The organism is Pseudomonas protegens CHA0 (genome assembly GCF_000397205.1).
Classification (GTDB): domain Bacteria; phylum Pseudomonadota; class Gammaproteobacteria; order Pseudomonadales; family Pseudomonadaceae; genus Aquipseudomonas; species Aquipseudomonas protegens.
Genome location: NC_021237.1, coordinates 6,150,557 through 6,169,207, shown reverse-complemented (window position 1 = coordinate 6,169,207; position 18,651 = coordinate 6,150,557). Strand labels below are relative to the sequence as shown.

The following is an 18,651-nucleotide window of genomic DNA, read 5'->3' as shown; positions in this document are numbered from 1 at the left end:
ACAGGAATTTATAGTCATGTCTCTGACTAACGAGCAAATCATCGAAGCAATCGGCCAGAAAACCGTTCTGGAAGTTGTTGAGCTGATCAAAGCAATGGAAGAAACCTTCGGCGTTACCGCTGCTGTTGCCGCTGCTGGCCCAGCTGCTGCTGCCGCTGTTGTTGAAGAGCAAACTGAATTCAACGTCATGCTGACCGAAGCTGGCGAGAAGAAAGTTAACGTGATCAAGGCTGTACGTGAACTGACCGGTCTGGGCCTGAAAGAAGCCAAGGCTGTAGTTGACGGCGCTCCTGCCATGGTTCTGGAAGCTGTTGCTAAAGAAGCAGCTGACAAAGCCAAAGCAGCTCTGGAAGAAGCAGGCGCTAAAGTCGAGCTCAAGTAAGCATCGACTTTGTGTCTCCAGCCCAAGCGTTAAGCGAACGGCTGATGGCTGGTGGCTTTTGCCACCGGCCTTTTTCCGTTATTGGCGACCGACTGGGTCGGTGCCAGTAACGTGCTGTAGCCCACCCTGTGCGGTGGCGCAAACCAAAGGGTTTGCACGATTTTCTGGCTGCTCCCGTCGGGAGGAGCCGAATAAGCAGGTGACCAAGCTGGGGAACGCTGATGGCTTACTCATATACTGAGAAAAAACGTATCCGCAAGGACTTTAGCAAGTTGCCGGACGTCATGGATGTGCCGTACCTCCTGGCCATCCAGCTGGATTCGTATCGTGAATTCTTGCAAGCGGGAGCGACTAAAGATCAGTTCCGCGACGTGGGCCTGCATGCGGCCTTCAAATCCGTTTTCCCGATCATCAGCTACTCCGGCAATGCTGCGTTGGAGTATGTCGGTTATCGCCTGGGCGAACCGGCGTTTGATGTTAAAGAATGCGTGTTGCGTGGTGTAACTTACGCCGTACCTTTGCGGGTAAAAGTCCGTCTGATCATTTTCGACAAAGAATCGTCGAACAAAGCGATCAAGGACATCAAAGAGCAAGAAGTCTACATGGGTGAAATTCCCCTGATGACTGAGAACGGTACCTTCGTAATCAACGGTACCGAGCGTGTAATCGTTTCCCAGCTGCACCGCTCCCCTGGCGTATTCTTCGACCACGACCGTGGCAAGACGCACAGCTCCGGTAAGCTGCTGTATTCCGCGCGGATCATTCCTTACCGCGGTTCGTGGCTGGACTTCGAGTTCGACCCGAAAGACTGCGTGTTCGTCCGTATCGACCGTCGTCGCAAGCTGCCGGCATCGGTTCTGCTGCGCGCGCTGGGCTATACCACTGAAGAAGTGCTGGACGCTTTCTACACCACCAACGTATTCCACGTGAAAGGCGAGAGCCTGAGCCTGGAGCTGGTGCCTCAGCGCCTGCGTGGTGAGATTGCCGTTCTGGACATCCAGGATGACAAGGGCAAGGTTATTGTCGAGCAGGGTCGTCGTATCACCGCTCGTCACATCAACCAGCTGGAAAAAGCCGGTATCAAAGAGCTGGATGTACCTCTGGACTACGTCCTGGGTCGTACCACCGCCAAGGCTATCGTGCACCCGGCTACCGGTGAAATCCTGGCAGAGTGCAACACCGAGCTGAACACCGAGATCCTGGCAAAAATCGCCAAGGCTCAGGTCGTTCGCATCGAGACTCTGTACACCAACGACATCGACTGCGGTCCGTTCGTCTCTGACACTCTGAAGATCGACTCCACCAGCAACCAATTGGAAGCCCTGGTCGAGATCTATCGCATGATGCGTCCTGGCGAGCCACCGACCAAAGATGCTGCCGAGACTTTGTTCAACAACCTGTTCTTCAGCCCTGAGCGGTATGATCTGTCCGCCGTTGGCCGGATGAAGTTCAACCGTCGTATCGGTCGTACCGAGATCGAAGGTTCCGGCGTTCTGTGCAAAGAAGACATCGTTGCCGTACTGAAGACTCTGGTCGACATCCGTAACGGTAAAGGCATTGTCGACGACATCGACCACCTGGGTAACCGTCGTGTTCGCTGTGTTGGCGAAATGGCCGAGAACCAGTTCCGCGTTGGCCTGGTGCGTGTAGAGCGTGCGGTCAAAGAGCGCCTGTCGATGGCTGAAAGCGAAGGCCTGATGCCGCAAGACCTGATCAATGCCAAGCCAGTGGCTGCGGCAGTGAAAGAGTTCTTCGGTTCCAGCCAGCTGTCCCAGTTCATGGACCAGAACAACCCGCTGTCCGAGATCACCCACAAGCGCCGTGTTTCTGCACTTGGCCCAGGTGGTCTGACCCGTGAGCGTGCAGGCTTCGAAGTCCGTGACGTACACCCGACCCACTACGGTCGTGTATGCCCGATTGAAACGCCGGAAGGTCCGAACATCGGTCTGATCAACTCCCTGGCGGCCTATGCGCGCACCAACCAGTACGGCTTCCTCGAGAGCCCGTACCGTGTGGTGAAAGACGCTCTGGTAACCGACGAGATCGTGTTCCTGTCCGCTATCGAAGAGGCCGATCACGTTATCGCCCAGGCTTCGGCGACGATGAACGACAAAGGTCAGTTGGTCGATGAGCTGGTAGCTGTTCGTCACTTGAACGAATTCACCGTCAAGGCGCCGGAAGACGTCACCTTGATGGACGTTTCGCCGAAGCAGGTAGTTTCGGTTGCAGCGTCGCTGATTCCGTTCCTCGAGCACGACGACGCCAACCGTGCATTGATGGGTTCCAACATGCAGCGTCAGGCTGTACCGACCCTGCGTGCTGACAAGCCGCTGGTAGGTACCGGCATGGAGCGCAACGTTGCCCGTGACTCCGGCGTTTGCGTCGTGGCTCGTCGTGGCGGTGTGATCGACTCGGTCGATGCCAGCCGTATTGTGGTTCGTGTTGCTGATGACGAAGTTGAAACCGGTGAAGCCGGTGTCGACATCTACAACCTGACCAAGTACACCCGCTCCAACCAGAACACCTGCATCAACCAGCGTCCGCTGGTGAGCAAGGGTGATCGGGTTCAGCGCAGCGACATCATGGCCGATGGTCCGTCCACCGACATGGGTGAGCTGGCACTGGGTCAGAACATGCGTATCGCGTTCATGGCGTGGAACGGCTTCAACTTCGAAGACTCCATCTGCCTGTCCGAGCGTGTGGTTCAGGAAGACCGTTTCACCACGATCCACATCCAGGAACTGACCTGTGTGGCTCGTGACACCAAGCTTGGCCCAGAGGAAATCACTGCAGACATCCCGAACGTGGGTGAGGCTGCACTGAACAAGCTGGACGAAGCCGGTATCGTTTATGTAGGTGCTGAAGTTGGCGCAGGCGACATCCTGGTGGGCAAGGTCACTCCGAAAGGCGAGACCCAGCTGACTCCGGAAGAGAAACTGCTGCGTGCGATCTTCGGTGAAAAAGCCAGCGACGTTAAAGACACTTCCCTGCGTGTGCCTACTGGTACCAAGGGCACTGTTATCGACGTACAGGTCTTCACTCGCGACGGCGTTGAGCGTGATGCTCGTGCACTGTCGATCGAGAAGAGCCAGCTGGACGAGATCCGCAAGGACCTGAACGAAGAGTTCCGTATCGTTGAAGGTGCGACCTTCGAACGTCTGCGCTCCGCTCTGGTTGGCCATAAAGCCGAAGGCGGCGCCGGCCTGAAGAAAGGCCAGGAAATCACCGATGAAGTTCTCGACGGTCTTGAGCATGGCCAGTGGTTCAAACTGCGCATGGCTGAAGATGCTCTGAACGAGCAGCTCGAGAAGGCCCAGGCCTACATCGTTGATCGTCGCCGTCTGCTGGACGACAAGTTCGAAGACAAGAAGCGCAAGCTGCAGCAAGGCGATGACCTGGCTCCTGGCGTGCTGAAAATCGTCAAGGTCTACCTGGCAATCCGTCGTCGCATCCAGCCGGGCGACAAGATGGCCGGTCGTCACGGTAACAAGGGTGTGGTCTCCGTGATCATGCCGGTTGAAGACATGCCGCACGATGCCAATGGCACCCCGGTCGACGTAGTCCTCAACCCGCTGGGCGTACCTTCGCGTATGAACGTTGGTCAGATCCTCGAAACTCACCTGGGCCTCGCGGCCAAAGGTCTGGGCGAGAAGATCAATCGCATGGTCGAAGAGCAGCGCAAGGTCGCAGAACTGCGTACCTTCCTGGACGAGATCTACAACCAGATCGGCGGTCGCAACGAAGACCTGGACAGCTTCTCCGATCAGGAGATCCTGGATCTGGCGAACAACCTGCGCGGCGGTGTTCCGATGGCCACTCCGGTGTTCGACGGTGCCAAGGAAAGCGAAATCAAGGCCATGCTGAAACTGGCAGACCTGCCAGAAAGCGGCCAGATGCAACTGACCGACGGCCGTACCGGCAACAAGTTCGAGCGTCCAGTTACCGTTGGCTACATGTACATGCTGAAACTGAACCACTTGGTAGACGACAAGATGCACGCTCGTTCTACCGGTTCGTACAGCCTGGTTACCCAGCAGCCGCTGGGTGGTAAGGCGCAGTTCGGTGGTCAGCGTTTCGGGGAGATGGAGGTCTGGGCACTGGAAGCATACGGTGCTGCATACACTCTGCAAGAAATGCTCACAGTGAAGTCGGACGATGTGAACGGTCGTACCAAGATGTACAAAAACATCGTGGACGGCGATCACCGTATGGAGCCGGGCATGCCCGAGTCCTTCAACGTGTTGATCAAAGAAATTCGTTCCCTCGGCATCGATATCGATCTGGAAACCGAATAACACGTGACGCGAATCGAGAGCGGGGCAGGATTGCCCGCTCTCTGCTCCGCCAGGAGGAAAGGCCTTGAAAGACCTACTGAATTTGCTGAAAAACCAGGGTCAAGTCGAAGAGTTCGACGCCATCCGTATCGGATTGGCCTCGCCTGAGATGATCCGTTCGTGGTCGTTCGGTGAAGTTAAAAAGCCGGAAACCATCAACTACCGTACGTTCAAGCCTGAGCGTGACGGCCTGTTCTGCGCCAAGATCTTTGGCCCGGTAAAGGATTACGAGTGCCTGTGCGGTAAGTACAAGCGCTTGAAGCATCGCGGCGTGATCTGCGAGAAGTGCGGCGTTGAAGTTGCGCTGGCCAAGGTTCGTCGTGAGCGCATGGCGCACATCGAACTGGCTTCGCCGGTTGCCCACATCTGGTTCCTGAAATCGCTGCCGTCCCGTATCGGCTTGCTGATGGACATGACTCTGCGTGATATCGAGCGCGTTCTCTACTTCGAGAGCTACGTCGTTATCGATCCAGGCATGACCACCCTTGAAAAAGGTCAGCTGCTGAACGATGAGCAGTACTTCGAAGCGCTGGAAGAGTTCGGCGATGACTTCGACGCCCGCATGGGTGCCGAGGCTGTCCGCGAGCTGCTGCACGCTATCGACCTGGAGCACGAGATTGGCCGTCTGCGTGAAGAGATTCCGCAAACCAACTCGGAAACCAAGATCAAGAAGCTGTCCAAGCGTCTGAAGTTGATGGAAGCCTTCCAGGGTTCCGGCAACCTGCCAGAGTGGATGGTGCTGACCGTTCTGCCGGTTCTGCCGCCAGATCTGCGTCCACTGGTCCCGCTGGATGGCGGTCGTTTCGCGACTTCCGACCTCAACGATCTGTATCGTCGAGTGATCAACCGTAACAACCGTTTGAAGCGCCTGCTGGATCTGTCCGCTCCGGACATCATCGTGCGCAACGAAAAGCGTATGTTGCAGGAAGCTGTCGATGCACTGCTCGACAACGGTCGTCGTGGCCGCGCTATCACCGGTTCCAACAAGCGTCCTCTGAAATCCCTGGCTGACATGATCAAGGGTAAGCAAGGTCGTTTCCGTCAGAACTTGCTCGGTAAGCGTGTTGACTACTCCGGTCGTTCGGTAATTACCGTAGGTCCGACCCTGCGTCTGCACCAGTGCGGTCTGCCGAAGAAGATGGCTCTCGAGCTGTTCAAACCGTTCATCTTCGGCAAGTTGGAAATGCGTGGCCTGGCCACCACCATCAAAGCCGCCAAGAAGATGGTCGAGCGCGAACTGCCAGAGGTTTGGGACGTTCTCGCTGAAGTGATCCGTGAACACCCGGTTCTCCTCAACCGTGCACCGACCCTTCACCGTCTGGGTATCCAGGCGTTTGAACCGGTACTGATCGAAGGTAAGGCTATCCAGCTGCACCCTCTGGTCTGTGCTGCGTACAACGCCGACTTCGACGGCGACCAAATGGCCGTGCACGTACCGCTGACACTGGAAGCCCAGTTGGAAGCGCGTGCGTTGATGATGTCGACCAACAACATTCTGTCGCCAGCCAACGGTGAGCCAATCATCGTTCCGTCGCAGGACGTTGTATTGGGTCTGTACTACATGACCCGTGAAGCGATCAACGCCAAGGGCGAAGGTCGTGTGTTCGCGGACCTGCAGGAAGTCGACCGCGTATTCCGCGCCGGCGAAGCGGCTCTGCACGCCAAGATCAAGGTTCGCATCAGCGAAACTGTCAATGATCGTGATGGCGGCAGCGTGAGCGCCACCCGTATCGTCGACACCACTGTCGGCCGTGCTCTGCTGTTCCAGGTTGTGCCGAAGGGCCTGTCGTTCGACGTCGTCAACCTGCCGATGAAGAAGAAGGCGATCTCCAAGCTGATCAACCAGTGCTACCGCGTGGTTGGTCTGAAAGAGACCGTGATCTTCGCTGACCAGTTGATGTACACCGGTTTCGCTTACTCGACCATTTCCGGCGTTTCCATCGGTGTTAACGACTTCGTTATCCCGGATGAAAAAGCTCGCATCATCGGTGCTGCCACCGACGAAGTGAAAGAAATCGAGAGCCAGTACGCCTCCGGCCTGGTAACCCAGGGCGAGAAGTACAACAAAGTGATCGACCTTTGGTCGAAGGCCAACGACGAAGTATCCAAGGCGATGATGGCCAACCTCTCGAAAGAGAAGGTCATCGACCGCAATGGCGACGAAGTCGAGCAAGAATCGTTCAACTCGATGTACATGATGGCTGACTCGGGTGCGCGGGGTTCCGCAGCACAGATCCGTCAGCTGGCCGGTATGCGTGGTCTGATGGCCAAGCCGGACGGCTCCATCATCGAAACGCCGATTACTGCGAACTTCCGTGAAGGTCTGAGCGTACTCCAGTACTTCATCTCGACTCACGGTGCTCGTAAAGGTCTGGCGGATACCGCGTTGAAAACTGCGAACTCCGGTTATCTGACTCGTCGTCTGGTGGACGTTGCGCAGGATCTGGTTGTAACCGAGATCGATTGCGGCACCGAACACGGCCTGCTGATGACTCCGCACATTGAAGGCGGCGACGTTGTAGAGCCACTGGGTGAGCGCGTATTGGGTCGTGTTATCGCCCGTGACGTATTCAAGCCGGGTACCGAGGACGTCATCGTTCCTGCCGGCACCCTGGTAGACGAAAAGTGGGTTGAATTCATCGAGCTCAACAGCATCGACGAAGTGATCGTGCGTTCGCCGATCAGTTGCGAAACCCGCTATGGCATTTGCGCCAAGTGCTACGGCCGTGACCTGGCTCGTGGTCACCAGGTGAACATTGGTGAGGCGGTCGGCGTTATCGCTGCCCAATCCATCGGTGAGCCGGGTACCCAGCTGACCATGCGTACGTTCCACATTGGTGGTGCGGCAAGCCGTACTTCCGCAGCCGACAGCGTTCAGGTGAAGAATGGCGGTACCGTCCGTCTGCACAACCTGAAGCACGTTGAGCGTGTGGATGGCCACCTGGTTGCTGTGTCCCGTTCCGGTGAGCTGGCAATCGCTGATGACTTCGGTCGTGAGCGCGAGCGTTACAAGCTGCCGTACGGTGCTGTGATTTCGGTTAAAGAAGGTGACAAGGTCGACGCTGGCGCTATCGTGGCCAAGTGGGATCCGCACACTCACCCGATCGTTACCGAAATGAAAGGTACCGTGACCTACGTGGGCATGGAAGAAGGCATCACGATCAAGCGTCAGACTGACGAATTGACCGGTATGACCAACATTGAAGTGCTTGACGTCAAAGACCGTCCAGCTGCCGGCAAGGACATCCGTCCTGCTGTGAAGATGGTGGGTATGGATGGCAAGGATCTGCTGCTGCCAGGTACCGACGTACCGGCACAGTACTTCCTGCCGGCTAACGCCCTGGTCGGTGTTGCCGACGGTGCGCAGATTGCGATCGGTGATGTTATCGCTCGTATTCCGCAAGAAACTTCGAAGACTCGTGACATCACCGGTGGTCTGCCGCGTGTTGCCGACCTGTTCGAAGCTCGTCGTCCGAAAGAAGCGTCGATTCTGGCTGAAGTCAGCGGCACCATCGCGTTCGGTAAAGAGACCAAGGGCAAGCGCCGTCTGGTCATTACTCCGAACGACGGTAGCGATCCGTATGAAGAGCTGATTCCGAAGTGGCGTCACCTGAACGTCTTCGAAGGCGAACAAGTGAACCGCGGCGAAGTTATCTCCGACGGTCCGAGCGATCCACACGATATCCTGCGTCTGCTGGGTGTCAGTGCGCTGGCCAAGTACATCGTCAACGAGATCCAGGACGTTTACCGTCTGCAAGGCGTGAAGATCAACGACAAGCACATCGAGACCATCCTGCGTCAGATGCTGCGTAAGGTTGAAATCGCCGAGTCCGGCGACTCCAGCTTCATCAAGGGCGACCAGATGGAACTGACTCACGTACTGGTAGAAAACGAGCGTCTGAGCACCGAAGACAAGTTCGTCGCCAAGTTCACCCGCGTACTGCTGGGTATCACCAAGGCGTCCTTGTCCACCGAATCGTTCATCTCGGCGGCCTCTTTCCAAGAGACCACCCGTGTACTGACCGAAGCGGCGGTAACTGGCAAGCGCGACTACCTGCGTGGTCTGAAAGAAAACGTGGTCGTGGGTCGTCTGATCCCGGCCGGTACTGGCCTGGCGTACCACAGCGAGCGTAAGCGTCGTCGTGATGCAGACAAGCCGCTGCGCGTAAGCGCAAGCGAAGTCGAAGCAGCACTGACTGAAGCGCTGAACTCCAGCGGTAATTGAGGTCTGCAGTAGATTGAGACGGGGCCCCGGCTTTTTCGATTGAGAATCAAGACACTTTTTGTCGAGGTTCGCTGATCGGGGAGGCCGGGGCCTTGCCTTGACTGGGGGCAAGATCCTCTTTAGACTCTTGTACCCCTAAATTTGGTGGAGCTCCTGCTCTGCCATTTTGTTTATGTCGAAAGACAACAGTGGAGCTAGTAGATGGCAACTATCAACCAGCTGGTACGTCAGCCGCGTAAGCGTATCGTCGAGAAATCCGACGTGCCTGCGCTGCAGAACTGCCCGCAACGTCGTGGCGTGTGCACTCGCGTGTATACCACTACGCCGAAAAAACCTAACTCGGCACTGCGTAAAGTGTGCCGTGTGCGTCTGACCAACGGTTTCGAGGTTTCCTCGTACATCGGCGGTGAAGGCCACAACCTGCAAGAGCACAGCGTCGTACTGATTCGCGGCGGCCGTGTAAAAGACTTGCCAGGTGTTCGTTACCACACCGTTCGCGGCTCCCTGGATACTTCCGGCGTTAAAGGTCGTAACCAAGGTCGTTCGAAGTACGGTACCAAGCGTCCGAAGTAATCGGTCGTTTTGCAGTTTTTAATTATATTGAGTCGATAAGAGTAAGGTCGGGCACGCGTCCATTGGATCAACTGTCCCGAGCTAACCTGAAGACCGTTTGAGGGCTTATCAATGCCAAGACGTCGCGTAGCAGCCAAACGTGAGATTCTGGACGATCCGAAATACGGAAGCCAGATCCTCGCCAAGTTCATGAACCACGTAATGGAAAGCGGCAAGAAAGCCGTTGCCGAGCGTATCGTTTATGGCGCGCTGGAAAAAGTTAAAGAGCGCAAGAACAGCGATCCCCTGGAAATCTTCGAGAAAGCTCTCGACGCCATCGCTCCGCTGGTCGAAGTGAAGTCGCGCCGTGTAGGCGGTGCTACTTACCAGGTTCCGGTCGAAGTTCGTCCGTCCCGTCGTAACGCTCTGGCAATGCGCTGGTTGGTAGACTTCGCCCGCAAGCGCGGCGAGAAGTCTATGGCTCTGCGTTTGGCTGGCGAACTGCTGGACGCTGCCGAAGGCAAAGGTGCTGCAGTTAAGAAGCGTGAAGACGTTCACCGTATGGCTGAAGCCAACAAGGCTTTCTCGCACTACCGCTTCTAATATCGGCATCATTCATTTTGCGAGGGCTTTATGGCTCGTACTACAGCAATCAACCGCTACCGTAACATCGGTATCTGTGCCCACGTTGACGCGGGCAAGACTACCACTACCGAGCGGATCCTGTTCTACACAGGTCTCAGCCACAAGATGGGTGAGGTGCATGACGGCGCTGCGACCACCGACTGGATGGTGCAGGAGCAGGAGCGGGGTATCACCATTACCTCCGCTGCTGTAACTACCTTCTGGAAAGGTTCGCGCGGCCAATACGATAACTATCGTGTAAACGTTATCGATACCCCTGGCCACGTTGACTTCACCATTGAAGTAGAGCGCTCTCTGCGTGTACTCGACGGCGCGGTCGTTGTGTTCTGCGGTACTTCCGGTGTTGAGCCTCAGTCTGAAACCGTATGGCGTCAAGCCAACAAGTACGGTGTTCCACGTGTTGTTTACGTGAACAAGATGGACCGTGCTGGTGCCAACTTCCTGCGCGTTGTTGGCCAGATCAAGAACCGCCTGGGTCATACCCCGGTTCCGGTCCAGCTGGCTATCGGTGCTGAAGATAACTTCGAAGGTCAGGTTGATCTGATCAAGATGAAGGCTATCTACTGGAACGACGACGACAAGGGTACTACCTATCGCGAGGAAGAAATTCCTGCCGATATGCTGGACCTGGCTAACGAGTGGCGCTCCAACATGGTTGAAGCTGCTGCTGAAGCCAACGAAGAGCTGATGAACAAGTACCTTGAAGAAGGTGACCTGACTGTCGAAGAGATCAAGGCCGGTCTGCGTGCGCGCACCCTGGCTAGCGAGATCGTTCCGGCTGTCTGCGGTTCGTCGTTCAAGAACAAGGGCGTTCCCCTGGTTCTCGATGCCGTTATCGACTTCCTGCCTGCTCCTACCGAGATCCCGGCGATCAAGGGTATCCATCCGGATCTCATCGAGAAGCCGAAGGATGAGCTGGTAGAGGCTGACTACGACGAGCGTCATGCTGACGATGCTGAACCGTTCTCGGCTCTGGCATTCAAGATTGCTACCGACCCGTTCGTTGGTACTCTGACTTTCGTGCGCGTTTACTCGGGCTTCCTGAGCTCGGGCGACTCCGTGATCAACTCGGTCAAGGGCAAGAAAGAGCGCGTTGGTCGTATGGTGCAGATGCACGCCAACCAGCGTGAAGAGATCAAAGAAGTACGTGCAGGCGACATCGCTGCTCTGATCGGCATGAAGGACGTCACCACTGGTGACACTCTGTGCGATCTCGACAAGCAGATCATTCTTGAGCGTATGGACTTCCCTGAGCCTGTAATTTCGGTAGCGGTAGAGCCGAAAACCAAGCAGGACCAGGAAAAGATGGGTATTGCACTGGGCAAGCTGGCTCAGGAAGACCCGTCGTTCCGCGTCAAGACCGACGAAGAGACTGGTCAGACCATCATCTCCGGTATGGGTGAGCTGCACCTGGACATCCTCGTTGACCGCATGAAGCGCGAGTTCAACGTCGAAGCCAACATCGGCAAGCCGCAGGTTTCGTACCGCGAGAAGATCAGCAAGAGCAACGTTGAGATCGAAGGCAAGTTCGTTCGTCAGTCCGGCGGTCGCGGTCAGTTCGGTCACTGCTGGATCCGTTTCTCGGAGCCAGACGTCGATGCGAACGGCAACATCACCGAAGGTCTGGTCTTCACCAACGAGGTTGTTGGTGGTGTGGTTCCTAAGGAATACATCCCGGCTATCCAGAAGGGTATCGAAGAGCAGATGAAGAACGGCGTCGTTGCCGGTTATCCGCTGATCGGCCTGAAGGCTACCGTGTTTGATGGTTCCTACCACGACGTCGACTCCAACGAGATGGCGTTCAAGGTGGCAGCCTCCATGGCGACCAAGCAGCTGGCCCAGAAGGGTGGCGGCGTTGTGCTCGAGCCGATCATGAAGGTTGAAGTTGTAACCCCAGAGGACTACATGGGTGACGTGATGGGTGACCTGAACCGTCGTCGTGGTCTGATTCAGGGTATGGATGACTCGGTGTCCGGCAAGGTTATCCGTGCTGAAGTGCCACTGGGTGAAATGTTCGGTTATGCAACTGACGTTCGTTCCATGTCTCAGGGTCGCGCGAGCTACTCCATGGAATTCTCCAAATACGCCGAAGCTCCGTCGAACATCGTCGAAGCTCTCGTTAAAAAACAAGGCTGATTCAGTCTCCCCTTTAGGCTAGGAGTTAATTGTCGTGGCTAAAGAAAAATTTGAACGTAACAAACCGCACGTCAACGTTGGCACTATCGGTCACGTTGACCACGGTAAAACCACTCTGACCGCTGCTCTGACTCGCGTTTGCTCCGAAGTTTTCGGTTCGGCTCGTGTTGACTTCGACAAGATCGACAGCGCCCCAGAAGAAAAAGCTCGTGGTATCACCATCAACACTGCGCACGTAGAGTACGACTCGAACATTCGTCACTACGCGCACGTTGACTGCCCAGGTCACGCCGACTACGTCAAAAACATGATCACTGGTGCTGCCCAGATGGACGGCGCGATCCTGGTTTGCTCGGCTGCCGATGGTCCGATGCCACAAACTCGTGAGCACATCCTGCTGTCCCGTCAGGTAGGCGTTCCGTACATCGTTGTCTTCCTGAACAAGGCTGACATGGTTGACGACGCTGAGCTGCTGGAACTGGTTGAGATGGAAGTGCGCGATCTGCTGAGCACTTACGACTTCCCAGGTGACGACACTCCGATCATCATCGGTTCGGCTCTGATGGCTCTGAACGGCCAAGACGACAACGAAATGGGTACCACCGCTGTTAAGCGTCTGGTAGAAACTCTGGATACCTACATCCCAGAGCCAGAGCGTGCAATCGACAAGCCGTTCCTGATGCCAATCGAAGACGTATTCTCGATCTCCGGTCGTGGCACCGTGGTAACTGGCCGTGTTGAGCGTGGTATCGTTCGCATCCAGGAAGAAGTTGAGATCGTTGGTCTGCGCGACACTCAGAAAACTACCTGCACCGGCGTTGAAATGTTCCGCAAGCTGCTCGACGAAGGTCGTGCTGGCGAGAACTGCGGCGTTCTGCTGCGTGGTACCAAGCGTGACGACGTTGAGCGTGGCCAGGTTCTGGTTAAGCCAGGCACCGTTAAGCCGCACACCAAGTTCACCGCTGAAGTTTACGTTCTGAGCAAGGAAGAAGGCGGCCGTCATACTCCGTTCTTCAAAGGCTACCGTCCACAGTTCTACTTCCGTACTACTGACGTGACTGGTAACTGCGAGCTGCCAGAAGGCGTTGAAATGGTAATGCCAGGTGACAACATCCAGATGACTGTCACTCTGATCAAAACCATTGCGATGGAAGATGGTCTGCGTTTCGCTATCCGTGAAGGCGGTCGTACCGTCGGCGCTGGCGTCGTAGCCAAAGTCATCGAGTAATCGACGACTCATGAAGAAGCCCCCGCTTGCGGGGGCTTTTTTATTGGGTTGACACTCTGTGGGGCCATCTATAGAATTGCGCCTCCTTTTAACGGGCGTATTGCGCCCGGTGGGAATAGCAGCCTGGAGTCTGAAATCCAATGCAAAATCAGCAAATCCGTATCAGGTTGAAGGCTTTCGACCATCGCCTGATCGACCAATCCACCCAGGAAATCGTGGAAACCGCGAAACGTACTGGTGCTCAAGTGCGTGGTCCAATTCCACTGCCTACCCGTAAAGAGCGGTTCACCGTTCTGGTCTCCCCGCACGTCAACAAAGACGCGCGTGACCAGTACGAGATCCGTACTCATAAGCGCGTACTGGACATCGTCCAGCCAACGGATAAAACCGTTGATGCTCTTATGAAGCTTGATCTTGCGGCAGGTGTGGAAGTGCAGATCAGCCTCGGCTAAGACTCGGTCTTAGTCGTGTAACGCTCTGAAATGGGCGGCCATAGCGGGTGAAAGCCCCGTACACTCATGAGGTTTACAACATGACTATTGGTGTAGTCGGTCGTAAATGCGGTATGACCCGTATTTTCACCGAAGAAGGTGTCTCCATTCCGGTCACGGTCATTGAGATCGAGCCGAATCGCGTCACCCAGTTCAAAACTGAAGAAACCGATGGCTATCGTGCAGTGCAGGTCACTGTAGGTGAGCGTCGTGCTTCGCGCGTGACTGCTGCTCAAGCAGGTCACTTCGCTAAAGCGAACGTTGCTGCCGGTCGTGGCGTTTGGGAATTCCGTCTTGAAGAAGGCGAGTACCAAGCTGGCGATCTGATCAATGCAGAAATCTTCGCTGCTGGCCAACTGGTAGACGTTACCGGTCAGTCGAAAGGTAAAGGCTTCGCCGGTACCATCAAGCGTTGGAATTTCCGCGGTCAAGATAACACCCACGGTAACTCCGTTTCCCACCGCGTCCCGGGCTCTATTGGCCAGTGCCAGACTCCTGGTCGTGTATTCAAGGGCAAAAAAATGTCCGGTCATATGGGCGCTGAGCGCGTGACCGTGCAGTCCCTGGAAGTAGTGCGCGTCGACGCTGAACGCAATCTGTTGTTGGTCAAGGGTGCTGTTCCTGGCGCTACTGGCGGCAACCTGGTTGTACGTCCGGCGGCCAAGGCTCGCGGTTAAGGGGAAGCTGACATGCAATTAAATGTAAATGACGCTCAAGCGATCGAAGTTTCCGAACTGACATTTGGCGGCGAATTCAACGAGACGCTGGTTCACCAAGCAGTCGTGGCCTACATGGCCGGCGGCCGTCAAGGTAGCAAGCAGCAAAAGACCCGTTCCGACGTTTCCGGTGGCGGCAAGCGCCCATGGCGTCAGAAAGGTACTGGCCGTGCTCGTGCCGGTACTATCCGTAGCCCAATCTGGCGTGGCGGCGGTACCACTTTCGCAGCTCGTCCTCAGGATCACTCCCAGAAGCTGAACAAGAAGATGTATCGCGCAGCAATGCGTTCCATCCTTGCTGAGCTGGTGCGTACTGATCGTCTGGTCGTGGTTCAGGATTTCGCTGTTGAAACTCCGAAAACCAAAGATCTGCTGGGCAAGCTGAACAACATGAGCCTGACCGACGTTCTGATCGTGTCGGACGCTGTTGATCAGAACCTGTACCTGGCTGCTCGTAACCTGCCACACGTTGATGTTCGTGACGTGCAAGGTTCCGATCCAGTTAGTCTGATCGCATACGACAAAGTGTTGATCACTGTGTCGGCCGTGAAGAAATTCGAGGAGCTGCTGGGATGAACCAGGAACGCGTATTTAAAGTTCTGCTTGGCCCGCACGTTTCCGAGAAGGCTACGGTTCTGGCAGACAAGAAAGGCCAGTTCGTTTTCAAGGTTGCTACTGACGCAACCAAGCTGGAAATCAAGAAGGCCGTCGAAAGCCTGTTCAGCGTGAAAGTGGAACGCGTTACTACCCTGAACGTTCTGGGTAAGAGCAAGCGTACCGCTCGCGGTCTGGGCAAGCGTAATGACTGGAAGAAGGCAGTTATCTCCCTTCAGCCAGGCCAAGATCTCGATTTCAGCAGCAGTGCTGAGTAAGGAAGGGGTGCATCATGGCAATCGTTAAATGCAAACCGACTTCCCCTGGCCGCCGTTTTGTGGTCAAGGTGGTCAACCAGGAGCTGCATAAAGGCGCTCCTCACGCACCGCTGCTCGAGAAGAAATCGAAGTCTGGTGGTCGTAACAACAATGGCCGCATTACCACTCGTCACGTTGGTGGTGGTCATAAGCAGCATTACCGTCTGGTCGACTTCCGTCGCAACGACAAAGATGGCATCGCTGCCACTGTCGAGCGTATTGAATACGATCCAAACCGTACTGCTCACATCGCTCTGCTGCTGTACGCAGATGGCGAGCGTCGCTACATCATCGCCCCTAAAGGCGTGAGCGCTGGCGACCAGCTGATCGCAGGTGCTCTGGCACCGATCAAGCCGGGCAACGCTCTGCAACTGCGCAACATTCCAGTTGGTAGCACCGTACACGGCATCGAACTGAAGCCAGGTAAAGGCGCGCAAATCGCTCGTTCGGCTGGTGCTTCGGCTCAGCTGGTCGCTCGTGAAGGTGTCTACGTGACCCTGCGTCTGCGTTCTGGTGAGATGCGTAAAGTGCTGGCTGAATGCCGCGCGACCCTGGGCGAAGTCTCGAACTCCGAGCACAGCCTGCGTTCGCTGGGTAAAGCTGGTGCCAAACGCTGGCGTGGCGTTCGCCCAACCGTTCGTGGTGTTGCCATGAACCCGGTTGACCACCCACATGGTGGTGGTGAAGGTCGTACCTCTGGTGGTCGTCATCCGGTATCGCCATGGGGCTTCCCGACTAAGGGCGCGAAGACTCGTGGTAATAAGCGTACCGACAAAATGATCGTCCGTCGTCGCAAGTAAATAGAGGGATACGACAGTGCCACGTTCTCTGAAAAAAGGTCCTTTTATTGATCTTCACCTACTGAAGAAGATCGAAGTGGCGGCGGAAAAGAACGATCGCAAACCAGTTAAGACCTGGTCGCGCCGTTCCATGATCCTGCCACAAATGGTCGGTCTGACCATTGCTGTGCATAACGGTCGTCAGCATGTTCCAGTTCTCGTGAACGAAGACATGGTCGGCCACAAACTGGGCGAGTTCGCCGGTACCCGTACATATCGCGGGCACGTGGCTGACAAGAAAGCCAAGCGTTAAGGGGTAAGGAATGATGGAAGTAGCCGCTAAGTTGTCGGGCGCTCGAATCTCCGCCCAGAAAGCCCGCTTGGTCGCCGACCAGATCCGCGGGAAGAAGGTGGGCGAAGCGCTCAACCTGTTGGCTTTCAGCAGTAAGAAAGCCGCCGAGATCATGAAGAAAGTGCTGGAGTCGGCCGTAGCCAACGCCGAGCATAACGAAGGCGCAGACGTTGATGACCTGAAGGTCTCCACCGTTTTCGTCAACGAAGGGCGTTCGCTGAAGCGCATCATGCCACGTGCCAAAGGCCGTGCTGATCGCATCGTCAAGCGGTCTTGCCATATCACTGTCAAGGTTGCTGACAAGTAACGGAGTCGAAGAGATGGGTCAGAAAGTACATCCCATTGGCATTCGCCTGGGAATCGTCAAGGAGCACACCTCCGTCTGGTACGCAGACGGTCGGACTTATGCGGACTATTTGCTCGCAGATCTGAATGTGCGTGAGTATCTCCAAGACAAACTAAAAAGCGCGTCCGTAAGCCGTATCGATATCCATCGTCCGGCTCAAACTGCACGCATCACCATCCACACCGCTCGTCCCGGCATCGTGATCGGCAAGAAAGGTGAAGATGTTGAGAAGCTGCGTCAGGACCTGACCAAGCAAATGGGTGTGCCTGTGCACATCAATATCGAAGAGATCCGCAAGCCGGAGCTCGACGGTATGCTGGTTGCGCAGAGCGTAGCTCAGCAGCTGGAGCGTCGCGTAATGTTCCGTCGTGCTATGAAGCGCGCCGTACAGAACGCCATGCGCATTGGTGCCAAAGGCATCAAAATCCAAGTGAGCGGTCGTCTCGGCGGTGCTGAAATCGCACGTACTGAATGGTATCGCGAAGGTCGTGTGCCACTGCACACCCTGCGTGCCGATATCGACTATGCCACCTACGAAGCTCACACCACTTACGGTGTGATCGGTGTGAAGGTTTGGATCTTCAAAGGCGAAGTAATTGGTGGTCGCCAAGAAGAGCTGAAGCCGCAAGCACCTGCGCCTCGTAAAAAAGCTGCTAAGTAAGGGGTACGCCAAATGTTGCAACCAAAGCGTACGAAGTTCCGCAAGCAAATGACCGGCCACAACCGTGGTCTGGCATTGCGCGGTAGCAAAGTCAGCTTCGGCGAGTTCGCGCTGAAGTCTGTTGCTCGTGGTCGTCTCACCGCTCGTCAGATCGAGTCAGCGCGTCGTGCTCTGACCCGTCACGTAAAACGTGGTGGCAAGATCTGGATCCGTGTATTCCCGGACAAGCCTATTTCCAAAAAGCCTCTCGAAGTTCGGATGGGTAAAGGTAAGGGTAACGTCGAATACTGGGTAGCCCAGATTCAGCCAGGCAAAGTCCTGTATGAAATCGAGGGTGTTTCTGAAGAGCTGGCGCGTGAGGCTTTCGCCCTGGCTGCTGCAAAGCTGCCGCTCGCCACCTCCTTTGTTAAACGGACGGTGATGTGATGAAAGCGAATGAACTTCGTGAAAAATCCGCACAGCAGCTGAACGAGCAACTGCTCGGCCTGCTGCGCGACCAGTTCAATCTGCGTATGCAGAAAGCAACTGGCCAGTTGGGGCAGTCTCATCTGCTCTCGCAAGTTAAGCGTGACATCGCTCGCGTGAAGACTGTGCTCAACCAGCAGGCAGGTAAGTAATCATGGCTGAAGCCGAAAAAACTGTCCGTACGCTGACTGGCCGTGTTGTCAGCGACAAGATGGACAAGACCATCACCGTTCTGATCGAGCGTCGCGTTAAGCACCCTATCTACGGTAAATACGTTAAGCGTTCGACTAAGCTGCACGCGCACGACGAAACCAATCAGTGCCACATCGGCGACAAAGTCACTATTCGTGAAACTCGTCCGATGGCCAAGACCAAGTCTTGGGCCCTGGTTGATGTTCTCGAACGCGCTGTGGAAGTCTAAGGGCTAG

The 18,651-nt window shown here is 55.8% G+C and carries 18 protein-coding genes; all 18 read left to right on the top strand.

Going from position 1 to position 18,651, the window contains the following annotated elements:
- Positions 1-16: 16 nt before the first annotated feature.
- The 18 genes from rplL to rpsQ all read left to right on the top strand — a co-directional run bounded on the left by rplL (position 17) and on the right by rpsQ (position 18,644).
- A complete protein-coding gene (rplL, locus tag PFLCHA0_RS27625; protein WP_011063780.1) occupies positions 17-382 on the top strand; it encodes a 50S ribosomal protein L7/L12 in 366 nt (121 codons plus the stop codon).
- Positions 383-603: 221 nt separating this feature from the next.
- Positions 604-4,677 (top strand): DNA-directed RNA polymerase subunit beta, encoded by a 4,074-nt coding sequence (gene rpoB / locus PFLCHA0_RS27620; RefSeq protein ID WP_011063779.1) that lies wholly within the window; start codon positions 604-606, stop codon positions 4,675-4,677.
- A 64-nt stretch (positions 4,678-4,741) separates the two neighbouring features.
- Positions 4,742-8,941 carry a DNA-directed RNA polymerase subunit beta' gene (gene rpoC / locus PFLCHA0_RS27615; protein WP_011063778.1) on the top strand — a complete coding sequence of 1,400 codons (4,200 nt, stop codon included), beginning with the start codon at positions 4,742-4,744 and terminating at the stop codon, positions 8,939-8,941.
- Between the two features lie 201 nt (positions 8,942-9,142).
- A complete protein-coding gene (gene rpsL, locus PFLCHA0_RS27610) occupies positions 9,143-9,514 on the top strand; it encodes a 30S ribosomal protein S12 (protein WP_003186084.1) in 372 nt (123 codons plus the stop codon).
- Between the two features lie 111 nt (positions 9,515-9,625).
- Entirely contained in the window at positions 9,626-10,096 is a 471-nt protein-coding gene (gene rpsG, locus PFLCHA0_RS27605; protein WP_007925959.1) for a 30S ribosomal protein S7, read from the top strand.
- Positions 10,097-10,126: 30 nt separating this feature from the next.
- On the top strand, positions 10,127-12,274 hold the full coding sequence (gene fusA, locus PFLCHA0_RS27600; RefSeq protein ID WP_011063777.1) for an elongation factor G: 2,148 nt from the start codon (positions 10,127-10,129) through the stop codon (positions 12,272-12,274).
- 34 nt (positions 12,275-12,308) lie between these two features.
- The gene (gene tuf, locus PFLCHA0_RS27595) at positions 12,309-13,502 is read left to right on the top strand and encodes an elongation factor Tu (protein ID WP_011063776.1); all 1,194 of its coding nucleotides are present in this window, start codon (positions 12,309-12,311) and stop codon (positions 13,500-13,502) included.
- A 140-nt stretch (positions 13,503-13,642) separates the two neighbouring features.
- The gene (rpsJ, locus tag PFLCHA0_RS27590; protein WP_003186070.1) at positions 13,643-13,954 is read left to right on the top strand and encodes a 30S ribosomal protein S10; all 312 of its coding nucleotides are present in this window, start codon (positions 13,643-13,645) and stop codon (positions 13,952-13,954) included.
- Between the two features lie 80 nt (positions 13,955-14,034).
- Complete coding sequence (rplC, locus tag PFLCHA0_RS27585; RefSeq protein ID WP_007924205.1) at positions 14,035-14,670, top strand: 50S ribosomal protein L3; 636 nt, start codon at positions 14,035-14,037, stop codon at positions 14,668-14,670.
- 12 nt (positions 14,671-14,682) lie between these two features.
- Positions 14,683-15,285, top strand: a complete 603-nt coding sequence (rplD, locus tag PFLCHA0_RS27580; RefSeq protein ID WP_007924200.1) for a 50S ribosomal protein L4 — start codon at positions 14,683-14,685, stop codon at positions 15,283-15,285.
- On the top strand, positions 15,282-15,581 hold the full coding sequence (gene rplW, locus PFLCHA0_RS27575) for a 50S ribosomal protein L23 (protein ID WP_002555488.1): 300 nt from the start codon (positions 15,282-15,284) through the stop codon (positions 15,579-15,581). Before rplD ends, rplW begins: the two co-directional genes overlap by 4 nt.
- 14 nt (positions 15,582-15,595) lie before the next feature.
- Positions 15,596-16,420 carry a 50S ribosomal protein L2 gene (rplB, locus tag PFLCHA0_RS31455; protein WP_011063775.1) on the top strand — a complete coding sequence of 275 codons (825 nt, stop codon included), beginning with the start codon at positions 15,596-15,598 and terminating at the stop codon, positions 16,418-16,420.
- Between the two features lie 16 nt (positions 16,421-16,436).
- A complete protein-coding gene (gene rpsS / locus PFLCHA0_RS27565) occupies positions 16,437-16,712 on the top strand; it encodes a 30S ribosomal protein S19 (RefSeq protein WP_002555486.1) in 276 nt (91 codons plus the stop codon).
- Positions 16,713-16,725: 13 nt separating this feature from the next.
- Positions 16,726-17,058 (top strand): 50S ribosomal protein L22, encoded by a 333-nt coding sequence (gene rplV, locus PFLCHA0_RS27560; protein ID WP_003103908.1) that lies wholly within the window; start codon positions 16,726-16,728, stop codon positions 17,056-17,058.
- A 13-nt stretch (positions 17,059-17,071) separates the two neighbouring features.
- Positions 17,072-17,758, top strand: coding sequence for a 30S ribosomal protein S3 (gene rpsC, locus PFLCHA0_RS27555; RefSeq protein WP_007924192.1), 687 nt, complete (start codon positions 17,072-17,074; stop codon positions 17,756-17,758).
- Between the two features lie 12 nt (positions 17,759-17,770).
- Positions 17,771-18,184, top strand: a complete 414-nt coding sequence (rplP, locus tag PFLCHA0_RS27550) for a 50S ribosomal protein L16 (protein WP_003228729.1) — start codon at positions 17,771-17,773, stop codon at positions 18,182-18,184.
- Entirely contained in the window at positions 18,184-18,375 is a 192-nt protein-coding gene (gene rpmC, locus PFLCHA0_RS27545) for a 50S ribosomal protein L29 (RefSeq protein WP_002555481.1), read from the top strand. The genes rplP and rpmC overlap by 1 nt, the downstream gene beginning before the upstream one ends.
- 2 nt (positions 18,376-18,377) lie before the next feature.
- Complete coding sequence (gene rpsQ / locus PFLCHA0_RS27540) at positions 18,378-18,644, top strand: 30S ribosomal protein S17 (protein ID WP_003194644.1); 267 nt, start codon at positions 18,378-18,380, stop codon at positions 18,642-18,644.
- The last annotated feature ends 7 nt before the right edge of the window (positions 18,645-18,651 follow it).